This is a genomic window from Prosthecobacter sp., assembly GCF_029946185.1.
In the GTDB taxonomy this organism is placed as follows: domain Bacteria; phylum Verrucomicrobiota; class Verrucomicrobiia; order Verrucomicrobiales; family Verrucomicrobiaceae; genus Prosthecobacter.
The window spans coordinates 14,165-36,662 of the sequence record NZ_JAQSEA010000156.1; the positions used below are offsets into that span (position 1 = coordinate 14,165).

Below are 22,498 nucleotides of genomic sequence, written 5' to 3' on the forward strand. Positions count from 1 at the left end.
TCTTTGACCTGCCCGACCGCAGTCCACGCTCCTCAATCGCTCCCTCACTTCGGCATCTCCACCTGTCCGTTCGACATCAGATAAGCGATCAGATTTTTCACATTCTCATCTCCCAGCGCCGACAGCAGCCCTTCCGGCATCAGCGACACGGGAAGCTGCGACTGCTTCACGATCTGCGTCCGCTCAATCGTCAGCCTCTCGGCAGGTGTCTGCACTGTGACCGTGCGCTCCGTCTGCTCGGGGATCACGCCGGTGATGGTGCGGCCGTCCTTCAGATTGAACACGCTCACCCGGAAATCCGCAGGCACCACAGCGCTGGGGTCCAGGATGTTTTCAAGCAGGTACTTCAGGTTGTGGCGGTCGCTGCCTGTCAGCTCGGGGCCGATGGCACCTCCCTGGCCGTAGAGCTTGTGGCAGGCGCTGCACGCCGCCATGAAGATCATGCGGCCCTTGGCTGGATCCGCCTTCTTCAGCGTGTCCGCCGTCAACACGCCTTCCCACTTCGCGAACTCCGCTTTCTTCGCCTCCGGCGTGTCGCGAATCTCACCCCAAACTTCGGTAAGCAGCGTGTTCACCGATTCATCGCCCAGGCTGCGAATCTGCCGCGCCTGGAAAGGAGAGATCGCCGTCGCTGGCACCTTCTTCGCCTTGATCGCTTCCAGCAACGCCTTTGCGTAGCTCGGGCGTGAGGTCAGTGTCGCCACCGTCGCCGCCTGCTGCTCTTCGCTGCGACCCGGCCATGGGCTGATCATCGCTTTGGGGATGTTCGGATCATCATACGCCGCCAGCGCGCTGCGGGCGACGGTGCCCAGCACCTTGTCATTGATCAGTCCGCGAATGACAGTCAGCAGCTCCGGCTTGGCCGTGCGCGTGACACTCTTGAACGCATTCAGTCGCGCATTCGCATCGCCCTCGATGTTCTTCACAATCGCGATCAGCTCATCAGCAGCCCGCCCGCTGCCAAACACGACCGAGAGACCGCGAACAAGTTTAATCGTCTGCTCGCTGCCGTCGCCCGTCAGAGCCTTTTCGAGTTCATCCCACCCCTTCGGCTTCTTCGCCGTGCTAAACCCATCCAAGCCAGCGGAAAGCCCTTCGAGAATATCGGTGAGGACATGATCCGTTTTGGCTGTGCTCATCAGCGCCATCAGCGCATCCACCCCTTCCGGCTTCGCTTCAATCATCTCCGCAATCCGTCGCGCCACCAGACGCCGCACCGTGGGGATATTCGCCTCACGGATCAACTCCACGCCCTTCATCGGCTCCGCCGCCACCGCCTGCTCGATGCCATACCAAATCATCAGCGGCTGCTGCCGGTCGTTCGCGTCTTCCTCATGCTTCGCCAACGCAGTGGCGATGGGCCAGCGCGCCTCAAGGGGAAGTTGCTGGAGATCCGAAGCGGTATGCAGTCGGACGAGTCCATCCTTGCTGCTGGCATCCGCCAGACCAAGCAGCGCACGCGGCTTGGGGCCTTTTCCTTGCTCATACTGCTGCTGCAGATCCATGCGTGCCCACCAGTTGTTGGTGGCGGTGCGCTCCGCTTTCTTCGTCTCCCCATACACGATCTTATAAATGCGTCCGCTCGTCCGGTGTACGCCATCGTTGTCATGGCACTCACCGCTGTCGCTCCAGTCCGACACGACGACGTTGCCGTCGGGGCAGGTGAGAAGGTCGATGCCACGGAACCATTTGTCCTTGGCCTGCATGAAGTCAGGCGCGTGCTTGCCCACGTAGCCGCAGCCCAGGCGCTCCAGGTTGTCGATGTTGATGCGGTTGCCGTGCAGGTTGCAGGTGAGCATGGCCCCCTCGTATTCCTTCGGCCACAGGCCACCTTGATAAATCAGCATGCCCACATGCGCATGTCCGCCGCCGAGTGCGAGGGTCTTGTTGCTGATGCCTTTGCGGATGTCGCTCCAGCTTTCCGCGCCGGTGTCCCAGTGGAAGTGGTCGGCGGTCTGCTCGATGACCTCATACGCATGCGAATTCAAATGCGTGCCAAACATCCGGCGATAATACGCGCCGGGAATCACATGCCACAGATGGCCGATGACCGTGTTGATCATGAACAACTCCCCGTCCGCATTCCAGTCATGCCCCCAGGAGTTCGTGCCGCCGTGGGCCACAGTCTCCACAATTTTCAAAGTCGGGTGAAAGCGCCACATCGCGCAGTTCATCTTCACGCGCTTGTCCGCAGGCGTGCCCGGTGCTCCCACACTCGACGTGTCCGTGATCCCATGCCGGCCATACAGCCAGCCGTCTGGCCCCCAGCGCAATCCATTGACGATGTTATGGCCGATGGTCTTCACATTAAAGCCGTCCAGCAGTACCTCCGGCTCGCCATCCGGCACGTCGTCGCCGTTTTTATCAGCGATGAAGCCCAGCGTGCCATTGTTCAGCACCCACACGCCGCCGTAGCCAACCTCCACACTCGTCAGGTAGCTGCCGCCCTCCCAGAACACCTTCCGCCCGTCGTGCTTGCCGTCGCCGTCCTTGTCTTCCAGGATGATGATGCGGTCCCGCAGCTTCGTATCCCAGCGCATGGGGGTTTCCGCAAACGTGTAGTTTTCCGCCACCCACAGCCGCCCCTTGCTGTCCCAGTTCATCGCGATCGGCTGCTGCACATCCGGCTCGGAAGCAAACACCACGCACTTGAAGCCCTTGGGCAGTTCCATCGTCCGTGCCACCTCCTCGGCCGGCATCGGCTCGCCCTTCTCAGTGTTGAAAGGTTTCGGGAAATCCTCAGCGTGCACAGACGTAAAGATGGCGAGACAGGAGAGAAGCGTGGTCGGGCGCATGATGGGATTCTTTGAATGGGAACCTGGCAAACCGCAAACGGGAACACGTAGGCTGCCAAAAGAAGAAAATGTCATTTATTTTGAAAGGTGCTCTCAATGCCATTCAAAGAGTGGCCTGAAAATGCCCCGGCAGATCGACGACGATTTGTCGGAAATGCTGGCGGCACGGCATCTTCCGATGTGCCGTGCCGCCATCATTTCTGCGAGCGTCTCTGGTCCAGTTCGGTCAGACCTCAGAAGGCATATTGCGTGTCTCCCTCGCGGAGCACTGCGGACTAAAGCTGCATGCTCCAAAGACTTTGGGGCCGCGAACATTCCTCGCGCCTTATCTCCACAGCAGCCCCGAAAATTTCTTCGCCACCAGTTGCCGATGCTTCGGCCATTCCCGGGCTACAAAAGCGGGCCAGTCCTTCGTGCTAGCCAGCCGCTTCCCATCCGGTGTGCAGAGGATGAGTAACACCGGCAAGCGGCCTTCGCAGAGGGTGGGGTGCGCCGTGAGGGCAAAGCATTCGTGGAGCTTGACCTGGACTTCGGGGGTGTCGTTGGCGTAGGAGACTTTGAGGGTGCCCCCGGCGGGCCATGGGATGGAGAGCGGGACGAGTTCATCGAGCCAGCTCACCTGCCCTTGGGCGAGGTGCTGGTGGAAGGCGGCGAGAAGTGGGACGGCCTGGGCTTCCTTGACCAAGGAGAGGCCTTTGAAGGCGCGGGCGAGGCATGTCATGATTGCTTCGGCATCGAAGCGGGGGAACTCGAGTTCGGGGAGGGGGGCGTGGACGAGATCGACGCGGGCGATGAACTGTTTGAGCCGGTGATCGAAGAGCGGGAGATCGAAGGCTCCGGCGCGGTGGGCTTCGGCGAGGCAGCGGCCGGAGGCGATGGGATCGAGATCGCGCTGCTGGGCTTTTTGCTCGATTACCAGATCGTGGTAGCGCACGACTTTCATAACGGCGACGCGCTTGTTTTGCGCATCGAAGAGATGCTCCACGGTGGTGGTGAGGTGCTGGGGAAACATCTCGGCGATCCACGCGGGCTGCACGGCGGTGGCGAGGCTGAGGAGAGTCAGTGGTGTGGGGCCGCGCGAGGGTGCCTGGCGTAGATTGGCGGCGACGAAAAAGGCGGCCTCCTGCACGACGCTTTCGCGGACGAGCATGCCCTGGCGCTGCTCGGTGAGATCGCACTCGGGCTTGCCGGGGCTGCGGCGCTTGGCGAGCTGATCGACGAATCCGGCCATAAGGCAGCGGAGGAGGGATTCGTCCGTGGATGAGGTGGGTGGGGCCTCGCGATTGTAGAGGCGCTGCTGCTGGGCTGCGTGGAGGATCTGCTGGCAGGTTTGCTCGACCTGCCGGGCGACTTGGGCATTGATGCCGTGGCTGCGGCAGCGCTCGAAGCTGAAGCTGTTGTCTTTGGCGAAGTCGTAGGCACGCATGAGCGTGATGAAGTCGGAGTCGGCGCTGTCTTCGAACATCTCGCGCAGGCCTTTCATTTGCGCGTCATCGCGGTCGAGGCGCACGAGGAGATCTCGCCCGCTGACCAGGGCGGCGCAGAGGGCGGCCTCTGGAACGCAGCCGCGCTGGCTGGCCTCGATGAGCATGCGTGAGTAGCGCGGGTGCATGGGCAGGCGCAGCATCTGGCGGCCCACGGGAGTGAGCTCGGCTTTGCCTTCGTGCAGGGCACCGAGCATGGTGAGGAGCCTCTCGGCGCGCTCCACGGCCTGGGGGTCGGGTTTGTCGAGCCAGTCAAAGGTCGCGGCCTGCTGAATGCCGAGGGAGTGGAGGAGGAGCACGACCTCGGCGAGATCGCTGCGCTGGATCTCGGGGGTGTTGCGCTCTTCGCGAGTCTGATGGCCGATGGATGTCCAGAGGCGGTGGCAGGTTCCGGGCGCGGTGCGGCCTGCGCGGCCTTTGCGCTGGTCGGCGCTGGCGCGGCTGATTGGTTCCAGCATGAGAGTGCCGATGCCCCGCTCGGCATCGTAACGGGCCACGCGCGCGACGCCGCTGTCCACGACGTGGCGGATGCCGTCGATGGTGATGCTGGTCTCGGCGACGTTCGTGGCGACGATGACTTTGCGCAGGGAGTTCGGGGCAAAGGCGCGGTCCTGCTCCTGGGGCTCCAGTTCGCCATGCAGGGGAATGCAGGCCACTCGCTCTTGCGTGCGGAGACCGCGCAGCGCATCCAACGTGCCATTGATCTCACCGCGCCCTGGCATGAAGACGAGGATGTCACCGGGATCGCCTTCATCAATGATGCGCTCCACGGCCTCCGCCGCCTGCACCGTGAACGGTCGCTGGTCAGGCACTGGCAAATAGCCCACCTCCACCGGATAGCTCTGCCCTTCGGAGATGAGGATGGGGCACGGGTTTAAATAGGCGGCCACGGGCTCCGCATCGAGCGTGGCAGACATCACGAGCATGACCAAATCGGGCCGCTGGCTCTGCTGCAAATGCTTCACCAAAGCCAGCGCCACATCGCTGAGCAGGTTTCTCTCATGGAACTCATCAAACACCACCGCACCAATATTCCCCAGTGTGCGATCATCCTGCAGCCAGCGCAGCAGGATGCCCTCGGTGACAAAGCAGATGCGGGTGCCGACGCTGGTGTGGTCATCGAAGCGGATCTGATAGCCCACCTCTGCGCCGAGCTTGCCGCTGCGCTCTGAGGCCACGCGTGCGGCCACGGTGCGCGCGGCAACGCGGCGCGGTTGCAGCACCACGATCATTTTGTCTCCCGCGATGCCGGCATCCAGCAGCATCTGCGGCACTTGCGTGGTCTTGCCGGAGCCGGTGGGGGCCACCAGCACGAGGCGATTGCCGCCCTGCAGGGTGCGCAGGATGTCGGCGTGGATTTTCCAGATGGGGAGCGCGGTGGGGGCAGGCATGCAGTGGGGCGCTCGTTATAGACGAGATTTCAACTTTTTCGACGAACGTTGGTGGAATCGATGCACGGGCGGCGTTTCGTGGGGGCAACCACTCCAACCGACTATGCATCGCTTTTCCCCAGCCACTCTCCTTCTTGCTCTCACCCTTTGCGTCGCAACGACCTCTCAAGCGGAGGATTTGAAGGCGGTCGCGGCCAGTCTGAATGGGTATCGTTTTGAATTTGCCTGCAAGGACCCGATGCCGGAAAATCCGAAGCCCGGTGCTGACGGTATCTCTGCGCGGGCGACGACTGATCCTGCGACGAACGACAAGTTCACGAATGTGCGCAAGTTTGGCGGCGAGCCTGGCAAACGCTATAAGGTGACCCTGCGCGTGCGCGGCGTGGTGGAGCCGATGATGTACAAGGACGGGCAGCAGGTGGGCGAGTACTTCTACATCGGTGGAACGCCGAACAACGCGACGTACAACATCTATCAGCTCACGGTTTCCGCTCCGGCGCAGCATGTCTTCTTCAACCGCCAGGACAAAGTGGGGCACAAGATTTTCACGATGGATTACACGGCCACCATCGAAGTCGAAGGCGGCGCGACGCTGACCCTGCATGGCGACGGTCAGAATGGTCACATGATCACGAACTTCGCGAAGCTCGTGGTGCCCGAGGTGCCCCCTGCGCCGAAGCCGTTCAATGGCCAGTTTATTCAACTGGATGTGGTGGGGGTGGAGGAGGTGAAGTGAGACGAATTTTTGGGAGCACCGAAGGACGGAACGGCGGACAGCCTGTTCCTCACTGCGCAACTGCAGCCCCTATAGGAGCCTCTTTGGAGCGCGGCGCTTTAGCCCGCAGCTCTCCGCCGAAACAGCAGGCTCTTAGTTGCGAATGATTCGCTTCAAGCCAAGCCCCCTCTTGTCTGCCGCACGCAATGTGGATTGGCAGCCTCGTTTGAGCTGCGGCGCTGGGTCTGCTGCGCGTTTTGTCGTCTTGATGTGAAAATGAGTTTGGCGTGAGAACGGCGCTGCCTGTTCGTTTGCACCGGTTCATTCTCATTCCCTCCCATGCCCAACCGCTTTTTACTCTCGTTTTTGTCCGTCGTGCTGAGTGTGGTGCCTGCCATGCTTCACGCTGCCCAGCCGAATATCATTTTAATCATGTCAGACGACATGGGCTTCTCAGACCTGGGCTGCTACGGCGGGGAGATTCAGACGCCTCATTTGAACCAACTGGCAAAGGGCGGCGTGAGGCTTAGCCAGTTTTACAACGCCGGGCGGTGCTGCCCGACGCGGGCTTCGTTGCTCACGGGGTTGTATCCGCATCAGGCGGGGATCGGGCACATGATGGAGGATCGTGGGCAGGAGGGGTATCGGGGGGATTTGAACGGGCGCTGTGTGACGATCGCGCAGGTGCTGAAGCCTGCGGGGTATCGGACGTATGCGGTGGGGAAATGGCATGTGACGAAGCATGCGGTGCCGAAGGGGCCGAAGACAAACTGGCCGCTGCAGCGTGGGTTTGACCGTTTCTATGGGACGATCACGGGTGCGGGCAGTTTTTATGATCCGGGTACACTGACGCGGGATGACTCTATGATCTCGCCCTTCGCGGATGCGGAGTACCAGCCGAAGCAGTATTATTATACGGATGCGATCAGCGACCATGCGGTGCGCTTCATTGATGAACATGCGCGTGAGAAAAAGCAGCAGCCGTTTTTCATGTATGTGGCCTACACAGCGGCGCACTGGCCGATGCATGCGCTGGCGGAGGATGTGGCGAAGTACAAGGGCAAGTATGATGCGGGCTATGAATCCATGCGGCAGGCACGGCTGCTGCGGATGCGGGAGATGGGGCTGATCGCGAAGGACGCGGAGCTTTCGCCGACGTTTGGGGACTGGTCGCAGGTGAAGGACAAGGAGTGGGAGACGCGCTGCATGGAGACGTATGCGGCGATGATCGATCGCATGGACCAGGGCATCGGCCGGGTGGTGGGGTCGCTGGAAAAAAACGGGCTGCTGCAAAACACGCTGATTCTTTTCCTTCAAGACAATGGTGGCTGCCAGGAGGGCATCGGGCGGCAGGCCACGCCGCCTGCGTTCAATGAGAAGACTTTTCCTGTGATCGCGCAGGATGCGATCCGGGTGGAGGTGATCCCGAAACAAACGCGCGATGGGCAGGCGGTGAAGCAAGGGCAGGGGACCATGCCCGGCGGCCCGAACGACTACATCGCCTATGGTGAAGCGTGGGCGAATGTATCGAACACGCCGCACCGAGAATATAAACATTTTGTGCATGAGGGCGGGATCAGCACGCCGCTGATCGCGCACTGGCCGGCGGGGATTCCAGTGGCACAAAACGGCAGGATCGAAGCGCAGCCGGGGCACCTCATTGATGTGATGGCGACGTGTGCGGATGTGGCTGCAGCGAAGTATCCGGCGGAACTCAACGGGCAAAAAATCCAGCCGATGGAGGGCGTGAGTTTGGCACCGGCCTTGCAGGGACGCAGTGCTGAGATGCGGCCGATCTTCTGGGAGCATGAAGGCAATCGCGCGCATCGTGCGGGGCCGTGGAAGCTGGTGTCGAAGGAGAACACCCCGTGGGAGCTCTACCAGATCGACCAAGACCGTGCGGAGTTGCATGATCTGGCGGCGGCGGAACCGGAGCGCGTGAAAGTGATGGCTGCGGCCTGGGAAACGTGGGCGGCCCGGTCGCACGTGCTGCCGCTGGGGAGTTGGAGAAGTCCCAACAGTGTCAAAAATGCGAAGGCCAGGCGGCCTAAATAAATACTCATGCCACATTGATTTTGGAACGGATCATGCTGACAATCTTGCTTATGGACCTTTCCCAAATTGCTGTCGATATTCCCACGTTGAAGCTGTGCTTATCCGTCGTCGGCGGACTGCTGGCACTTTCGATGGTGCGCATTCTGTTTCTGTTGCGCAGCAACGCACGCCTGCGTGAAAGCACGGCCAAAATGGAGCAGCAGGTGCTCAATCAGCAACAGGCGCTCCTCTCGGTGCGCTCGGATTCCAATGCGTGGCGCGGCGATCTGCAACGCATGTTTGATTCCTTTCGGGCGGAGTTTTCCAAGCGGCTGGATGAGTCCGAGCAGCGCTACCAGAACATCCAGCAGCGTTCAGAAATCATCAGCAAACCGGCCAAGCCGTTTGCGATGTCCACGCCTTCCATGCCGCCATCGTTCGCGATGGCCAGGGATGAGGAGCCGGAAGACAAATCGGTGCTGCCGGTCCCTGCGCTGAACATCTCCTAGCTCGCAACTGAGCAGAGAGTCACCGGCGGCAGTGACCTGCTGCCTTGGCGAAGCACCGCCCCTAGCTTTGGTTTGGAACAACGTTTGCAGCATCAACATTCATCAACAGCGCAATGACTCAGGAACATCAGATTTTGCTTTTTGGCATCACCCTCGTCAGCGGCCTGTTTTTGATCTCCCTGATTCGCCTTTTTAGGCTCTCTCGCGCCAACCGCCGCATGGGGGCTGAAAGCATCAAGATGGAAAAGCAGGCGGCGCTGAAGGACATGGAAGTCACCGCCATCCACCATGATGCGATGTCATGGCGGGCGAAAACGCAGCGTCAGTTTGAGGCGCTACGCGGCGAGTTTTCACACCGGTTGCAGCAGTCTGATCAAGGCGGCATGCATGTCCTGAAGGAATGGGAGGAGGCGCAGAAGAAGGAGATATCAGCGGCACTCGCGAAAATTTCAGAGCTGGAGGCGGCGCTTTCCGCCAAGCCAGTCGCCGAGCTGCCCGCGAAGGAGATTTTGCACATCCAGTCGCTGGAGTCCGAACTGGCGGCGGCGAAGGCTGAAATCGCCAGCGGCAGGCAGCAGAATGTGGTGCTGCAGCGTGACTTGCTGCTGTCACGGCGCAAGGGGGCTGCGCCTGCCGTGCGGAAAAGCAGTCTGCGCAGCGCCTGAGGGAAGAAAATCACCCGATTGCTTTTTTTCTCGCCAACGGTGAGAGAACGTCTTTAATGCATGTAAAGCAGGTGCCCCCACCTGAATGCCCACCACCACACCCTTTTCGTACCATGACTGAGAACCCCTCCGCAGAGTCTGCCTTCGGCAGCAGTCCGTCGCATGATCCATTTCAGGCCGCGAAAGCCAGCGCGATGAAGGCCGCTGAAGAACTGCGTGCCGCAGCAGCGCAGAAGGCGTCCGAATTCCGCAACGCCGCCGAAACGCGCGCGCAGCAGTTCCGCAGCACTGCGGAACAGAAGGCGAGTGACTTCAAGGAAAAGGCCAGCGATCTCAAGGAGAAGGCTGGCGAATTTGCCGACCACACTTTCAGTGAAGCCCGGGTGCGCTGTGACGATCTGCGGGCCGAGGCTGAAAAATTTGCCCGTGAGAAGCCGCTGCAGGCGCTGCTCACGGCATTTGGCATTGGTTTTGTCGTCGGGGCCATCCTGCGCCGCTAATACGCGCCCTCTTCCCGACATGAACTCAGGCCTGCCGCCCGACCCCGAGGAACGCGCCAGTGCAACAGGATTGTTGCGCGCCGTTGCCTTATACATTGAGGCGCGTGGGCGCCTGCTGCACATCGAAGTCCAGGAAGCAGGCAGCCGCATCGGGGGTCTGTCCGGCATGTTCATGCTGTCCCTGGCCGCCTTCGTCATTGGCTGGATGCTGGCCACTCCCGCGCTGGTCTGGATCATCGCTGATGCCAATGGCTGGCACTGGACGCGCGTGGCCCTCGCCGGCGCTGGCATTCATCTTTTTCTCGGACTGTTGCTGCTCGCCGGACTGAAGTCCAGGCTGCGCGGCATGAAGCTCTTTGAGGAATCATTCAATCAACTTCACCGCGACCGCGAATGGCTAGCCCGCAACAAGAACAACTGACGCCCAAGCAGCAGGCTTTGTATGACCTCGAGTACGCCCGTGCTTCACTGGCGCACCATGCCGTGCATGCGGCGGAGGAGTGGAGTCCGAAGGCCATCATCACCCGCAGTGTGGAAAAGCACCGTGGGCTTTGGATTGGCGCTGCCGCCATCGCAGGGCTGGTAGTGCTGAAAGCCGTGTGGCCCTCGCGGCGCTCGCGCTTCCAACCTGAACCTTCCCTTAGTGGCGCGCAGAGAAGTGGTTTGTTTGCTCTCATGCTCAGTCCGCTGCTTGGTCTCGCGCGTAAATCCCTGATGAGTTACGGCAGCCAAATGGTTCAAAGTTATCTGCGCCAGAAAATTTCTCCGAACGTTCCAGATTCCGAAGCAGTCTAGCTTCATCTCTTTTTCATGTCCGATTCCAACCAACCCCCACAAGATACTCTTCCGGTCTTAGGCTCCGTTGATGACTACCTGCGTTTTTGCATGGAGTATGATGCATCTGATCTGCATCTTGCCACCGGCTCACAACCTGTCTGGCGGCGCTATGGCAATCTGCAGCCCATCTGGGACAATGCCTCCATCCTGACGCCTGAGGACACCCGCCGCCTGGCTTATGGCTTCCTGGGAGAGCCGCAAGTCAAACAGCTTGAAGCACGCGGCGATGTCGACTTCGCCTACTCGCCGGCCTTCGGGCGTTTCCGCTCTTCTGTCGTCCAGCAGCGCTTGGGCATCGACATGGTTTTCCGTGTCATCAAAACCAGCATCAAGTCCGTTGAAGACCTCGGCCTGCCAGCCACGGCCAAAACGCTCACGCGTTTCCACAACGGCCTGATTCTCGTCACCGGCCCGGTGGGCTGCGGCAAATCCACCACGCTGGCGGCGTTGGTTGACTCCATCAACCAGGAGCGGCAGGACCACATCATCACACTGGAAGACCCGATTGAGTACATCCTCGAGCCCAAGGGCTGCCATGTGAATCAGCGCGAAGTACACACGCACACCGCCTCGTTTGCCGCCGCGCTGCGCGGGGCATTGCGCGAAGATCCGGACGTGATCATGGTCGGTGAAATGCGTGACCTTGAGACCATCTCCCTGGCCATCACCGCTGCGGAAACGGGACATCTTGTGCTCGGTACCCTGCACACCGGCAGCGCCGCCCGCACCCTGGACCGGGTGCTGGATGTGTTCCCCATTGATCAGCGGGACCAGATCCGCATCATGGTGTCTGAATCCCTGCGTGGCATCCTCTCCCAGCAGCTGGTGCCCAGACTCGACGGCAACGGCCGTGTGATGGCGCTCGAAGTGCTCGTCAACACGCCCGCCGTCGGCAACTGCATCCGTGAAGGCAAGACCTACATGCTCGCGGGTGTCATGCAGACCGGCAAAAGTGTCGGCATGATCACGATGGATGATTCATTGCGCAATCTCTACACGGCCGGAGAAATCAGCCGTGAGGAGTGTGAGTTCCGCTCTGAGGACAAGATCATCATGAAAAAATTCTTTGAATCCTGAGGCCTTCAGCCACGCCAACCGACCACTGCGAACGTCTCATGCCAATCATTGATCAATATTTCCAGAAGCTCATCGAACTGGGCGGCTCTGACCTCCACCTCAGCCAGAAGCAGCCGCCCAAGGTGCGCGTGCATGGCAGCATCAAGCCCATCTCCGACCAGATCCTGGACGATCGCCTCATGGAGACCATGATGCGTGAAATCTGCGAGCCCCGCGCCTGGGACCGCTACAAGGAAAAGGGAGATCTCGACTTCGCGTACGAGATGGACCAGGACAACCGCTTCCGTTGCAACTACCTGCGCCAGCAGCATGGCTACGCCGCCGTGTTTCGTATCATTCCCACCAAGATCGCCAGCCTGGAGCAGCTCGGCATTCCTCAAGTGGTGAAGGAATTCGGCCACTTGCGCAGCGGCTTGGTGCTCGTCACCGGCCCGACCGGTTCGGGCAAATCCACCACGCTGGCCGCCCTGCTGGACTACATCAACACCAACTTCCGCCGCCACATCATCACGATCGAAGAACCGATCGAGTTCGTGCACCGCAACAAGAAGAGCATCATCACCCAGCGTGAGGTGCCCATCCAGACTCCTTCATTCGCCGACGGTCTGCGCGCCGCGCTGCGTCAGGATGCGGACATCGTTCTCGTGGGGGAAATGCGCGACCTTGAAACCATCTCGCTGGCGCTGACGGCGGCAGAGACCGGCTTGCTCGTCTTTGGCACCCTGCATACGAACAACGCCCGCAAGACGGTTGACCGTATCATTGACGTCTTTCCATCCGATCAGCAAAGCCAGGTGCGCACCATGCTCGCCGCCTCCCTCAAAGGCGTGGTGGCCCAGCTCCTCATGAAAAAGTCAGACGGCAAGGGCCGTGCCGCCGTGAATGAAATCATGGTGTCCAATCCCGCCGTCAGTGCCATCATCCGTGAAGGTGCCACGCAAAAGCTCTACGACGTCATCATCGGCGGCAAATCCCAGGGCATGCAGTTCATGGACGAAGCCATCTGGCAGAAGCTGCGTGACGGCTACGTCACGCCGATGGAAGCCTACATGAAGGCCATCGACAAGAACCGCTTCAAAGCCTTCCTTCCCCCCGAAGATGCCGGACTCGCCGTCGCCAGTGGTGGCGACGCCAACAAATAGCCCGACGCAGACAGGCAAGTGAAGCAGTTGAATCTTGCCGCAGCGCACGCGGTGAATTAACATCGCTTTAATTCAAAGATGAGCACGGCTTCCGAGGACAGTTCATCAGACCAGCCGCAACGCACCAGTCATCAGCCTGGCCCGTTGGCAATTCTTGCTGCCACGGCGATGGGTGGTGTCCTGGCCACACGCCTGGGCAAAGCGCCTTTGATTTTCGCCGCCGGTGCTGCGGCACTGGCGCTGCTGCGGCAGAAAAAGACGGCGGCTCCGCCACGGGCCGAGCCGCAAGACCTGCCCCCTCCAGAGCCCCCGCTAGAAATTCCTGAGCAGAGCGCGCCGCCGCTTGAGAGTCCTGAGCAGAGTTTGCCGCCACCTGCTCCGCCACCCGAAATCTCCGCACAGAGCCAGGTCGAGCAGTGGCTTTCACGCCAAATCAGCCGCGAAGCCCAGGCCCCGGTCGTGGATTTTTCCACGCTCACAGTCACGCAGCGAGAGCGTGAAGATGATTACCGCCCCGGCTCCTTTCTGTTGGATGAATTTGACGACACCGCCAGCGCAGCACCCTTCGACAACGATTCCTATGCCAGCCTGACTGAACCCGCGTCTGAAGCGCTTTGGGTGCCTGAGCCCTTGATCGCTGAGGATGAACCGACGTTCGCGGCGGCGGAGCCGATGAATGCAGCGGAAGAGGAGGAACTGGAGACACCTCCCGCAGCACCCGCCGTGGCAGATGCCTTGGCAGATGCCTTGGCAGATGCCTTGGCAGATGCCGCGTGGACTCTCGGTGTCGATCCCATGCCGAGCCTGAGCGACCCTGCGCCCCACGCCCCCCCGGCCGACAGCATGATCTTCAACCCATCGGCAGCGCAAGAAGACGTCAGCAGCCCGCAAGAAGCTCCGCGCTCAAACATGTTTTCCTCGGCACCGGCTCAATACGAAGAGGCCGAGCCACCGCCCTTTTTTTCCACTTCAGTTTTCCAAGGCGCAGCACTCCCGGATGAAATCCAGGTCGCTCCCCCCGTTGAACCCGTGGCCGTCATGCCGGCACCGCCACCGCCTCCCGCCGAAATGGTCCCTGCATGGGAGCCTGAGCCCCCGGTGATCGAGTCTCCACCCGCTGCGCTAGCCGCCCCGGAGATCCCGCTGGAGCTTGCGGCAGATGGCGACGCCTCCTTTGATCCACCCCTGGCCGCCGCGCCCGCCAACCCCTGGCAGCTTGCGCCGGATGGCTTTCCAATGACGCCCGCAGTTCCTTTTCAGGTGCAAACGACAGGCGCCGTGGTCGAAGCCGAGATCATCCTGCGCCCGCGCGCACCGATGCAGAACTCGGTGCCCCCGAAATCTAAATTTGCCACGTCGAATTTCAGCAACCCTTTCTCTGACGAAAGCCACAACACCCCGCCTGCCCACTTTCCCGGCGCGCCCCTATCTCCGCGTGAGCCCAAACCTCGCACGACCTGGCGCTCCTGGTGGCGGGGGGACTGAGGCTGTTTTCAGGGAAATGCCGAACGAACACTGCTCTGCTCATAAAATGAGGGAACTGCATCGTAGTGACCAGTCACCGGCTCAAAGCGTCCATTTTTGCAGTGTTTGAGATAGGCCAGCCAAGTCGGATGATAGGCAGGCCAGGTTGCGGTTCCTTGTCCCACGCCGTTCACTTTCACCATGGCCTCACGCTCAACGGGGCCAATCGTAAATCTCACGAACTGAGCTCCATTATAGCTGCCGCGCACGCGGTCCGAGTAAGTGAAGTGAACGATTTTCAGAGGCTCTTCAGTCTTAGCCGAGCCTTTGAAAACAGTAAGGACTTTGAAGGTGGTGACCCACGCCTGATAGTCTTCTTTGGAGAGCTTTGAATTTTTGAGGAAGTCCGGTTCCAAGTCTGTTTTCTCGGTGCTTAACGCCTCGATCACAACCACCGTATCAGCTGCGGCCGTCAGTTCGGCCTGCGTCCAATTTCTCACCAGCCGTGCCTGTGCCCAGCAAGCGATTCCAACCAGAGTAATAGTCAGCAGTTTTTTCATGACGCTTTCAAGATATGTAATCCGAACAGTTCTCGTCCAGCTTATAATGACATCGATCAAACCTTGGTCGCAACTTTCCGCCTCAGCAGGCTGCGGCCCCAAACCAGCACGCAGAGGCCGAGCAGCGTCAGCGCAAACCAGTCGCCAAATCGTGCATAGAGCGTGAGGTGCCCTGCACGCGGAACCTTGACCTCCCCGGGCAGCGTGCCTTCGATAAAGGAAGAGCCGGTCTCAGGATCTTTAAGCCGGGCGGTGACGCGGCCGCAGGTGTCGATGAAGCAGCTCTCACCGGTATTGGTGGCGCGCACCATAGGCCGGCCCAGTTCGATGGAGCGGAAGAGGGCATTGATCATGTGTACTTCGGGTTCTTCGCTTTGCAGGAACCAGCCGTCATTGGTGATGTTCACGATCATCTGCGGTGCCTCGCGCACAAACTTGCGCGCCAGACTGCCCACCGTGTCTTCAAAACAGATGAGCGGGATGATCTGCACCTGCGGCTGTGCCAGCAGCAGGGGCTCGGTTTTGACTCCCGGAGTGAAGGAGCCCTCAAACATGCTTTGAAAAAAGGAGAACGGCGGGATGTCGCGCAGCGGCAGGTATTCGCCGAAGGGGACGAGGTGCACTTTGTGGTACTCCTGACGCTGGTCGGTACTGCCATGAAACAGCACGGCAGAGACGTGGCCGATGACATCGCTCTCATACAGATCCGTGCCGAAGAAGAGGCTGAAGTCGCCTGATTCCAGCATGTCATTGAAGTAATTTTTATGAAAATCCTTGGGAAGATAGCGATACCGGTCCTCCAGATTCACCGGCAGCGCGCTCTCGGGCCAGATGATGAGATCGGTGGCGGTCTTGCCCTCCTTCGCCGTGCCGTACATGCGGGTGAACTGATCGAGGTGCTGATAGGTTTGCTCCGCGAGCCTGCCCGTCGCCGCATCCACCAGCGACACATTGGGCTGCACGAGAACGGTGCGTACGGTGATGCTGTCCTGCTCCTTGGCGCTCATCTTGAGCATGCCGTAACTGGCGGTGACAAGAAGGAGGATCAAAGCGAGGGTGAGATCGAGCCGCGTCCTGCAGGTGCCCTCTCCGCGAAAGGCGATGATGAGGCGGGTGACGGTGTTCCAGAATGTGCAGGCGAAGAACACCGGCAGAAAGGACAGGCCAAAGACGCCGACCAGATCCGCCGCCTGAGCGAGCGGCAGATTGCCATGCATCGCCACACCGAGGCCGTTCCAACCAAAGCCGGTGAAGACGGTGGTGCTGCGCAGCCATTCGCAGGCGACCCATGCGGATGCGGCAAGAAATGAGCAGGCGAGGGAATGGAGCGTGCTGGGCCACCACGCATCCTTGGTCAGCGTGGTCACATTGGGTCGGGCAAAGCGGTGCGTGAACCAGGCCCACAGGCCAAAGTAAACGGCGCAGTAGCCGGACAAGCCAATGAGCGCGCCCCAGCCCAGCAGCTCTGGCCCCAGCCCCACCCAGGAGTCATCGATGGCACCGCCCATCCTCACTCGTGCGGAATGATGCACCCATTTCAAATTCGGCAGGAAGAATGCCAGTCCGGCCAGGTAGCCCCGCCAGAACGGGCGCACTTTGACACCTTCAACATCCTTCCATGGCCACAAGACAGCCAGCAGCGGGAAGAGCCACAGCCAGACCGCGAGATTTGAATTCCAGCGTGGAAAAGCAAACATCAGAATCACACCGCTGAGCAGCGGGGCGATGAACATGAACAGGCGCAGGCGTTTGGTATCAGTCACGGGCCGGGATCATGCCGTCACCTGACGAAAAGCCAAATGTGAATGTGGGTGAGTTTAAGCCGGAGCGCGGCAGCGCGACCGCAGTCCCTATCGGAGGGGGGCGTCAGGCACTGTCCGATTCCTCCCAAAAGTTGTCCGCACAGCAGGCTGGTCAAACGGTGTTATTTCGAGCGATAATCCAACTCATCCACCATGAAAGCATTCCTGCTACTTTTGATCTCTGCCGTTTTCGCCCATGCTGCGCCCACCGGCCCCATCCGTGTGCTCTACCTAGATGCCGAGGGCAAGGAGCAGACCACCGTCGGCCCCCTGCATGCAGCGATGCGTGATCTGGGCCGCGATGCAATCTGGTTTGATTATGCCAAAGAAGAACTTCCTGCCGGTGACTACGACCTCATCCTCAAGCCCGGCAGTGATTTGAGCCGCGACGCGATCCTCTCCAAACTCAGCCCCGAGCGCAAAGCCAGCTACGAGGCCTTCCTGGCCCAACGCGACCCCGAGGTGCGCGAGAAACACCCGCAGGTGGCCAATTACGAAAAGCGCCCGGAGCCGCTCACACTGCAACTGCCCATGAGCGTGAAAGGCAGCATGGCGCGCACGCAGGTTCCTGCCGATTGCGAGCTGAAACTCTTCGCCAGTGAGCCGGACATCGCCAAGCCCATCGCCTTCGCATGGGATGAGCGCGGCCGCTGCTGGGTGGTGGAAACCCGCGACTACCCCCATGGCGTCACCGACAGTGGCGAAGGCCAGGACAGCATCAAAATTTGCGAAGACACCGATGGCGATGGCAAAGCCGACAAATTCACCGTCTTTGCCGACAAGCTCAATCTGCCAACGGGCATTGTGTTTGCGCGTGGGGGCATCATTGTGAGTCAGCCGCCGAAGTTCATCTTCCTGAAGGACACCGACGGCGACGATAAAGCCGATGTGCGTGAAACCGTGATCGACGGCTGGGGCATCCGCGACACGCATGCTCAGGCCAGCAACCTCCACTACGGCTTCGACAACTGGATCTACGGCTGCGTGGGCTACAGCGGCATCGAAGGATACGTCGGCGGTAAAAAGCACCAGTTCTCCATGGGCACCTATCGTTTCAAAAGCGACGGCAGCGCCCTTGAGTTCCTGCATCAGTTCAGCAACAACTCCTGGGGGCACAGCACCAATGACGCGGGAGATCAGTTCGGCGGCACCGCGAATGGCGCGCCCCTCTTCTTCGGCGGCATTCCCGCCACCGCCTATACCGAAGGCTCACGCGGCATGACGGCAAAGAAGATCAATGTCGTCGATACCTGCCACACCATCACGCCGAATTTCCGGCAGGTGGACGTCTTCGGCGGCTACACCTCGGCAGCAGGCAGCAATTTTATTTATAGCGACAAATTACCGAAGCGGTTCCAAGGCAAAGCCATGGTCTGCGAGCCGACCATGAAAGTCGTCGCACTCTTCGATCTGCAGCCCGACGGCGCCGGTTGGAAGGCGCTCGACTTCATGAACATCTACGCCAGCAGCGACGAATGGAACTCCCCCGTCCATGCCGAAGTCGGCCCCGATGGCGCAGTGTGGGTGGCCGATTTCGAAAACTTCATCATTCAGCACAATCCCACCCCCAGCGTGGAGCGCGGCGGCTTCGTCGCCACCACCGGCAAAGGCGGCGCTCATGAGAATGACATTCGTGATCACTCACGCGGGCGGATTTACCGGATCGTGGCGAAGGGTGCTGGCAAAGCTCCCGTTTACCATTTTGCAGTCCAGGAGACCAAGGAGAAGGGTGTAAGCTTTCTCGGTTCTTCGCCTGATCTGGTGATGGCATTGAGTGACCCCAATCCATTCTGGCGTCTCACCGCACAACGGCTGCTTGTTGAAGGACATGCCCACGGCATGAGAGGAAACATCATCATTGGCGGTGCCCCCGGCAATCTTGAGCCAAAGACCATTTTGGGACTTGGTGGGGACATAGATTTAGCGTTAAACAAACTAGTCTCCACAAGTGACAGTGGCCTTGCTGCGATTCACGCATTGTGGTCTCTTGATGGTCTTGAATTTTTAGATAAATCAACTCACCAAGCCGCGCTCATCTCCAAAGACGCCAAACTGCGCCGCAATGCCATCCGCGCCCTCGGCTCTGACAAAATAGCCCAGGATCTGTTCTTCGGCTCCGGCACATTCAACGACCCCGATCTCCACACCCGCCTCGCCGCCTTCGTCAAACTCTCCGACTTCACCACCACCCCCGAGATCCAGACGCTCGTCAAAAAGCTTGCCGCTGATCCCATCGTAAAAAACGACGAATGGCTGGCCGAAGCTGCGAAGATGCTGGGCAAGAAGCACAAGGCGCTGAACTACAAGGAAGGCCCGAACCTCCTGCCCAACCCCGGTTTTGAAGAGATAGCCGCAGGCACGAAGACACCGACCGCATGGAAGCTGCGCAACTACGGCAAGAAGCCCGGTAATGCGGGGGCGGAGTGGAGCATCGTCACCGATGGGAAAATGGTCCACAGCGGCAAGCAGGCTTTCCGCGTCATCACCCGCGATGACGCCGACACCAGTTTCTTTGCCGACCTGCCGCTCAAGCCGAACACCGAATACAAGCTCAGTGCCTGGATCAAGACCCACGGCTTCAAAGGCAAAGCCAGCCTCAATGACCACCTCGGCCGCGCGGAGACCACCACGATCAAGCGCACCCAGGACTGGACCGAAGTGGAAGTCACCTTCAACAGCAAGACCCGCGACAAAGCCAGCATCAACCTCCTGCATGTGGCGAAGGGCGATACCTACTTTGATGATATGCGCCTGGTGGAACTGATCCCCGAAATCGAAGAAGATGAATCCAAGCTGGCGGGCGATGTGAAGCGCGGCGAGAAAATCTTCTGGGAGCACCCCGTCGCCGCCTGCAAAAACTGCCACATGCTCAAAGGCCAGGGCAGCGCTGTGGGGCCTGCACTGGATGGCATAGCCACGCGCAAAGACGCCGCCTACATCCTCGAAAGCCTCGTGAATCCGAACGCCAGACTCGCCGAAGGCTACACCGCCACACCGATCTCCCCGATGCCGCCGATGAATCTCATTTTGAAGCCGCAGGAGTTCGCCGATGTGAAGGCGTTTATTCTGAGTTTGAAGTGAGGTGACTTCGTGGGGAAAGGCGGTCGCCGCTGACGGACATCGCTATCGCCTGCTGCGCCATGCGGCGAGGTGCCAGTTAATCTCTGATGCATGGAAAAGCTCGCGTGGCGCGTTTCCTGCATCATCCTCTGCCATGCGAACAGTTTCCCTCCTGCTCCTCACCTGCCTCATGATTGGTCAGGCAGACGCGGCCTCGAAATCAAAGGCTGAGTCCCAGCCAGCGGCTCCCGCCCAGACCGCCACCGAACTGGCAGCGACCATCCGTCCGTCGCTGGTCAAAATCACCCAGATCGGCCGCGAAGGCACCGACGGCATCGGTTCCGGTTTCATCGTGAGCGAGGACGGCCTCATCGCCACGAATCTGCACGTCATAGGCGAAGCACGCCGTCTGCAAATCGAGATGCACGATGGCAAAACTTACAATGTCACCGTCGTCCAGGCCAGTGACAGCCATCACGACCTCGCCCTGCTCAAAATTGACGCCAAGGGCCTCAAACCTCTGCCGCTAGGAGATTCCAGCACAGTCCGCCAGGGCGATCCCATTGTCGCCATGGGCGCCCCGGAAGGTCTGGGTTTTAGCATCGTCCAGGGTGTGCTCTCCGCCACCCGTGATGTGGATGGCCTGGAGATGCTGCAGGTCGCCGTGCCCATCGAAAAAGGCAACAGCGGCGGTCCGTTGCTCGACATGCAGGGAAATGTGCTGGGCCTGCTCACCCTAAAGTCGCTCAAGACTGACAACCTCGGCTTCGCCATGCCGGTGAACGACCTCAAATCCCTCATCGAAAAACCCAATCCCGTGCCCATGTCCCGCTGGCTGACCATTGGCGCGCTGAATCCCAAACAGTGGCAGGCCCATCTGGGGGCGCAGTGGACGCAGCATGCCGGCGTCATTCGTTCCGAATTTTCAGGCGCAGGCTTTGGCGGTCGCGCGCTCTGCCTCTCGACCCAGAAGGTGCCCGAAGGCACTTTTGAGATCGCCGTGAATGTGCGGCTCGAGGATGAATCCGGTGCCGCCGGCCTCACCTTCTGCTCCGATGGCGCGGACAAGCACTACGGCTTCTACGCCTCGGGTGGGAAGCTTCGCCTCACCCGCTTTGACGGCTCCGACGTCTATTCCTGGACCATCCTCGCCGATGTCCCGAGCGATGCCTACAAATCCAGTGAATGGAACACGCTGCGTGTCCGCGTCGAGCCTGGGCGCATCGTCTGCTTTGTGAATGGCCAGCAGATCATTGAAAGTGACGACACCGGCCTGCGCGGCGGCTCTGGCGGTCTGTGCAAATTTAGGACGACCGTGGCGCAGTTTCGCAATTTCCGCATCGGCACCGACCTCGCCGAGAAGCCGCTGCAACCCGAGGTCGCCTCCCAGCTCCGCTCCAAGTTGGAAGAATACATCGCCGCAGCGGCCACCGCCGACAAAACGCTGGACGGCCTGCTGGAAAACCCCGCAGCAGCTAGGCGCGTGCTGGTGGAACAGCGTCGCAAGCTTGAGGAAGAAGCCGCAAAGCTGCGCGATCTCGAACACGAACTGCACCGTCGCGCCATGACGAAGGAAATCCTCGCCGAACTCGCCAAACCCGAGCCGGAGATCAATCTGTTGCGCTGTGCTCTGCTACTGGCACGTCACGACAACCCGGAGATCGACATCGCCACCTACATGAACAGTTTCAAGTCCATGGTGCTTGATCTCAAAGACGATCCCGAGATCAGCAAGGGCACCATCCCGGCCGTGAAACGAATCAGCCGCTATCTCTTTGAAGAGAATGGCTTTCATGGCAGCCGGGGCGACTACAGCAGCCGCTCCAACAGCTACCTCAACGAAGTCATTGATGACCGCGAAGGTCTGCCCATCACACTGAGCGTGCTCTACGTCGAGCTGGCTTCCGCCCTCGGCGTACAGGGCGTGTTTGGCGTGCCGCTGCCCGGCAAGTTCATGGTCGGCTATCGCGATGGCCCCGAAGGCGAGCTCCAGCTCGTCGATGTCTTTGAGCACGGGAAACTCGTCACCGTGGAGGAGGCGGCGCTGGATCTCACCGAGGACGGTCATTTCCCCGAAGGCGCGCTCTCACCCACCACCAAGCAGGCCATCCTGCTGCGCATGCTGCGCAATCTGATGAGCAGCGTGTTTGATGCCAGCCGCTCGCTGCGCGAGTCGCTGCCGTATTTGAATCTCGTCCTCGCCATTGATCCCCAGTCCACTGGGGAGCGTCTTACCCGTGCGCAGATGCGTCAGCGTCTTGGTGAAAAAGCCGGTGCCCGTGAAGACGTGACCTGGCTGATCGAAAATTTCCCCGCCGATGGCCCGCCGGAACTCATCCAGCAGCTCGACCGCTGGATGCAGTCGTTGCAAGACTAGCCCTTAAATCCCGCCAGCCGCACACCGAACAGCCAGCGAAAGGGTGGTTTGAGAGCGAGTGCTTTGCGGAGGCCATGTGGCAGCAG

16 protein-coding genes are annotated in these 22,498 nt (G+C 60.3%); 12 read left to right on the plus strand and 4 right to left on the minus strand.

Annotated elements, in window-relative coordinates:
* Positions 1–44 precede the first annotated feature (44 nt).
* Together PSV43_RS13645 and PSV43_RS13650 are read right to left on the minus strand one after the other, a co-directional pair.
* Complete coding sequence (locus tag PSV43_RS13645) at positions 45–2,795, minus strand: PVC-type heme-binding CxxCH protein (RefSeq protein ID WP_300198064.1); 2,751 nt, start codon at positions 2,793–2,795, stop codon at positions 45–47.
* Between the two features lie 325 nt (positions 2,796–3,120).
* On the minus strand, positions 3,121–5,670 hold the full coding sequence (locus tag PSV43_RS13650; protein ID WP_300198067.1) for an ATP-dependent helicase C-terminal domain-containing protein: 2,550 nt from the start codon (positions 5,668–5,670) through the stop codon (positions 3,121–3,123).
* A 103-nt stretch (positions 5,671–5,773) separates the two neighbouring features.
* Between PSV43_RS13650 and PSV43_RS13655 the strand changes: the two genes are divergently transcribed.
* The 10 genes from PSV43_RS13655 (at position 5,774) to PSV43_RS13700 (ending at position 14,634) form a co-directional block, all read left to right on the plus strand.
* Complete coding sequence (locus tag PSV43_RS13655; protein ID WP_300198069.1) at positions 5,774–6,406, plus strand: hypothetical protein; 633 nt, start codon at positions 5,774–5,776, stop codon at positions 6,404–6,406.
* A gap of 318 nt (positions 6,407–6,724) precedes the next feature.
* Positions 6,725–8,440 (plus strand): arylsulfatase, encoded by a 1,716-nt coding sequence (locus tag PSV43_RS13660; protein WP_300198072.1) that lies wholly within the window; start codon positions 6,725–6,727, stop codon positions 8,438–8,440.
* Between the two features lie 50 nt (positions 8,441–8,490).
* Positions 8,491–8,928, plus strand: coding sequence for a hypothetical protein (locus PSV43_RS13665; protein ID WP_300198075.1), 438 nt, complete (start codon positions 8,491–8,493; stop codon positions 8,926–8,928).
* 113 nt (positions 8,929–9,041) lie between these two features.
* A complete protein-coding gene (locus PSV43_RS13670; RefSeq protein ID WP_300198077.1) occupies positions 9,042–9,593 on the plus strand; it encodes a hypothetical protein in 552 nt (183 codons plus the stop codon).
* A 113-nt stretch (positions 9,594–9,706) separates the two neighbouring features.
* Positions 9,707–10,093, plus strand: coding sequence for a hypothetical protein (locus PSV43_RS13675; RefSeq protein WP_300198080.1), 387 nt, complete (start codon positions 9,707–9,709; stop codon positions 10,091–10,093).
* Positions 10,094–10,112: 19 nt separating this feature from the next.
* Positions 10,113–10,514 carry a phage holin family protein gene (locus tag PSV43_RS13680; protein WP_300198083.1) on the plus strand — a complete coding sequence of 134 codons (402 nt, stop codon included), beginning with the start codon at positions 10,113–10,115 and terminating at the stop codon, positions 10,512–10,514.
* Entirely contained in the window at positions 10,487–10,888 is a 402-nt protein-coding gene (locus PSV43_RS13685; RefSeq protein WP_300198085.1) for a hypothetical protein, read from the plus strand. The genes PSV43_RS13680 and PSV43_RS13685 overlap by 28 nt, the downstream gene beginning before the upstream one ends.
* Positions 10,889–10,903: 15 nt before the next feature.
* The gene (locus PSV43_RS13690; RefSeq protein ID WP_300198088.1) at positions 10,904–12,007 is read left to right on the plus strand and encodes a type IV pilus twitching motility protein PilT; all 1,104 of its coding nucleotides are present in this window, start codon (positions 10,904–10,906) and stop codon (positions 12,005–12,007) included.
* Positions 12,008–12,045: 38 nt separating this feature from the next.
* Positions 12,046–13,149, plus strand: a complete 1,104-nt coding sequence (locus PSV43_RS13695; protein WP_300198091.1) for a type IV pilus twitching motility protein PilT — start codon at positions 12,046–12,048, stop codon at positions 13,147–13,149.
* A 78-nt stretch (positions 13,150–13,227) separates the two neighbouring features.
* On the plus strand, positions 13,228–14,634 hold the full coding sequence (locus PSV43_RS13700) for a hypothetical protein (protein WP_300198094.1): 1,407 nt from the start codon (positions 13,228–13,230) through the stop codon (positions 14,632–14,634).
* A gap of 8 nt (positions 14,635–14,642) precedes the next feature.
* Here PSV43_RS13700 and PSV43_RS13705 read toward each other — a convergent pair whose 3' ends face one another.
* Positions 14,643–15,173, minus strand: coding sequence for a hypothetical protein (locus tag PSV43_RS13705; protein ID WP_300198097.1), 531 nt, complete (start codon positions 15,171–15,173; stop codon positions 14,643–14,645).
* A 56-nt stretch (positions 15,174–15,229) separates the two neighbouring features.
* Entirely contained in the window at positions 15,230–16,936 is a 1,707-nt protein-coding gene (gene lnt, locus PSV43_RS13710) for an apolipoprotein N-acyltransferase (protein ID WP_300198100.1), read from the minus strand.
* 192 nt (positions 16,937–17,128) lie between these two features.
* On the opposite strand from lnt, the gene PSV43_RS13715 reads away from it, so the two are divergent.
* Together PSV43_RS13715 and PSV43_RS13720 are read left to right on the plus strand one after the other, a co-directional pair.
* A complete protein-coding gene (locus PSV43_RS13715; RefSeq protein WP_300198102.1) occupies positions 17,129–20,056 on the plus strand; it encodes a PVC-type heme-binding CxxCH protein in 2,928 nt (975 codons plus the stop codon).
* Between the two features lie 133 nt (positions 20,057–20,189).
* Entirely contained in the window at positions 20,190–22,412 is a 2,223-nt protein-coding gene (locus PSV43_RS13720) for a trypsin-like peptidase domain-containing protein (RefSeq protein ID WP_300198105.1), read from the plus strand.
* Positions 22,413–22,498: the final 86 nt, after the last annotated feature.

Excerpts from the sequence above, each read along its gene's own strand:
- PSV43_RS13715 (WP_300198102.1), top strand. The coding sequence starts at position 17,129 with ATGAAAGCATTCCTGCTACTTTTGATCTCTGCCGTTTTCGCCCATGCT.
- PSV43_RS13650 (WP_300198067.1), bottom strand. The coding sequence starts at position 5,670 with ATGCCTGCCCCCACCGCGCTCCCCATCTGGAAAATCCACGCCGACATC.
- PSV43_RS13720 (WP_300198105.1), top strand. The coding sequence starts at position 20,190 with ATGCGAACAGTTTCCCTCCTGCTCCTCACCTGCCTCATGATTGGTCAG.
- PSV43_RS13645 (WP_300198064.1), bottom strand. The coding sequence starts at position 2,795 with ATGCGCCCGACCACGCTTCTCTCCTGTCTCGCCATCTTTACGTCTGTG.
- PSV43_RS13675 (WP_300198080.1), top strand. The coding sequence starts at position 9,707 with ATGACTGAGAACCCCTCCGCAGAGTCTGCCTTCGGCAGCAGTCCGTCG.
- PSV43_RS13695 (WP_300198091.1), top strand. The coding sequence starts at position 12,046 with ATGCCAATCATTGATCAATATTTCCAGAAGCTCATCGAACTGGGCGGC.
- PSV43_RS13655 (WP_300198069.1), top strand. The coding sequence starts at position 5,774 with ATGCATCGCTTTTCCCCAGCCACTCTCCTTCTTGCTCTCACCCTTTGC.
- PSV43_RS13665 (WP_300198075.1), top strand. The coding sequence starts at position 8,491 with ATGGACCTTTCCCAAATTGCTGTCGATATTCCCACGTTGAAGCTGTGC.
- PSV43_RS13670 (WP_300198077.1), top strand. The coding sequence starts at position 9,042 with ATGACTCAGGAACATCAGATTTTGCTTTTTGGCATCACCCTCGTCAGC.
- PSV43_RS13690 (WP_300198088.1), top strand. The coding sequence starts at position 10,904 with ATGTCCGATTCCAACCAACCCCCACAAGATACTCTTCCGGTCTTAGGC.
- PSV43_RS13660 (WP_300198072.1), top strand. The coding sequence starts at position 6,725 with ATGCCCAACCGCTTTTTACTCTCGTTTTTGTCCGTCGTGCTGAGTGTG.
- PSV43_RS13685 (WP_300198085.1), top strand. The coding sequence starts at position 10,487 with ATGGCTAGCCCGCAACAAGAACAACTGACGCCCAAGCAGCAGGCTTTG.
- PSV43_RS13705 (WP_300198097.1), bottom strand. The coding sequence starts at position 15,173 with ATGAAAAAACTGCTGACTATTACTCTGGTTGGAATCGCTTGCTGGGCA.
- PSV43_RS13700 (WP_300198094.1), top strand. The coding sequence starts at position 13,228 with ATGAGCACGGCTTCCGAGGACAGTTCATCAGACCAGCCGCAACGCACC.
- PSV43_RS13680 (WP_300198083.1), top strand. The coding sequence starts at position 10,113 with ATGAACTCAGGCCTGCCGCCCGACCCCGAGGAACGCGCCAGTGCAACA.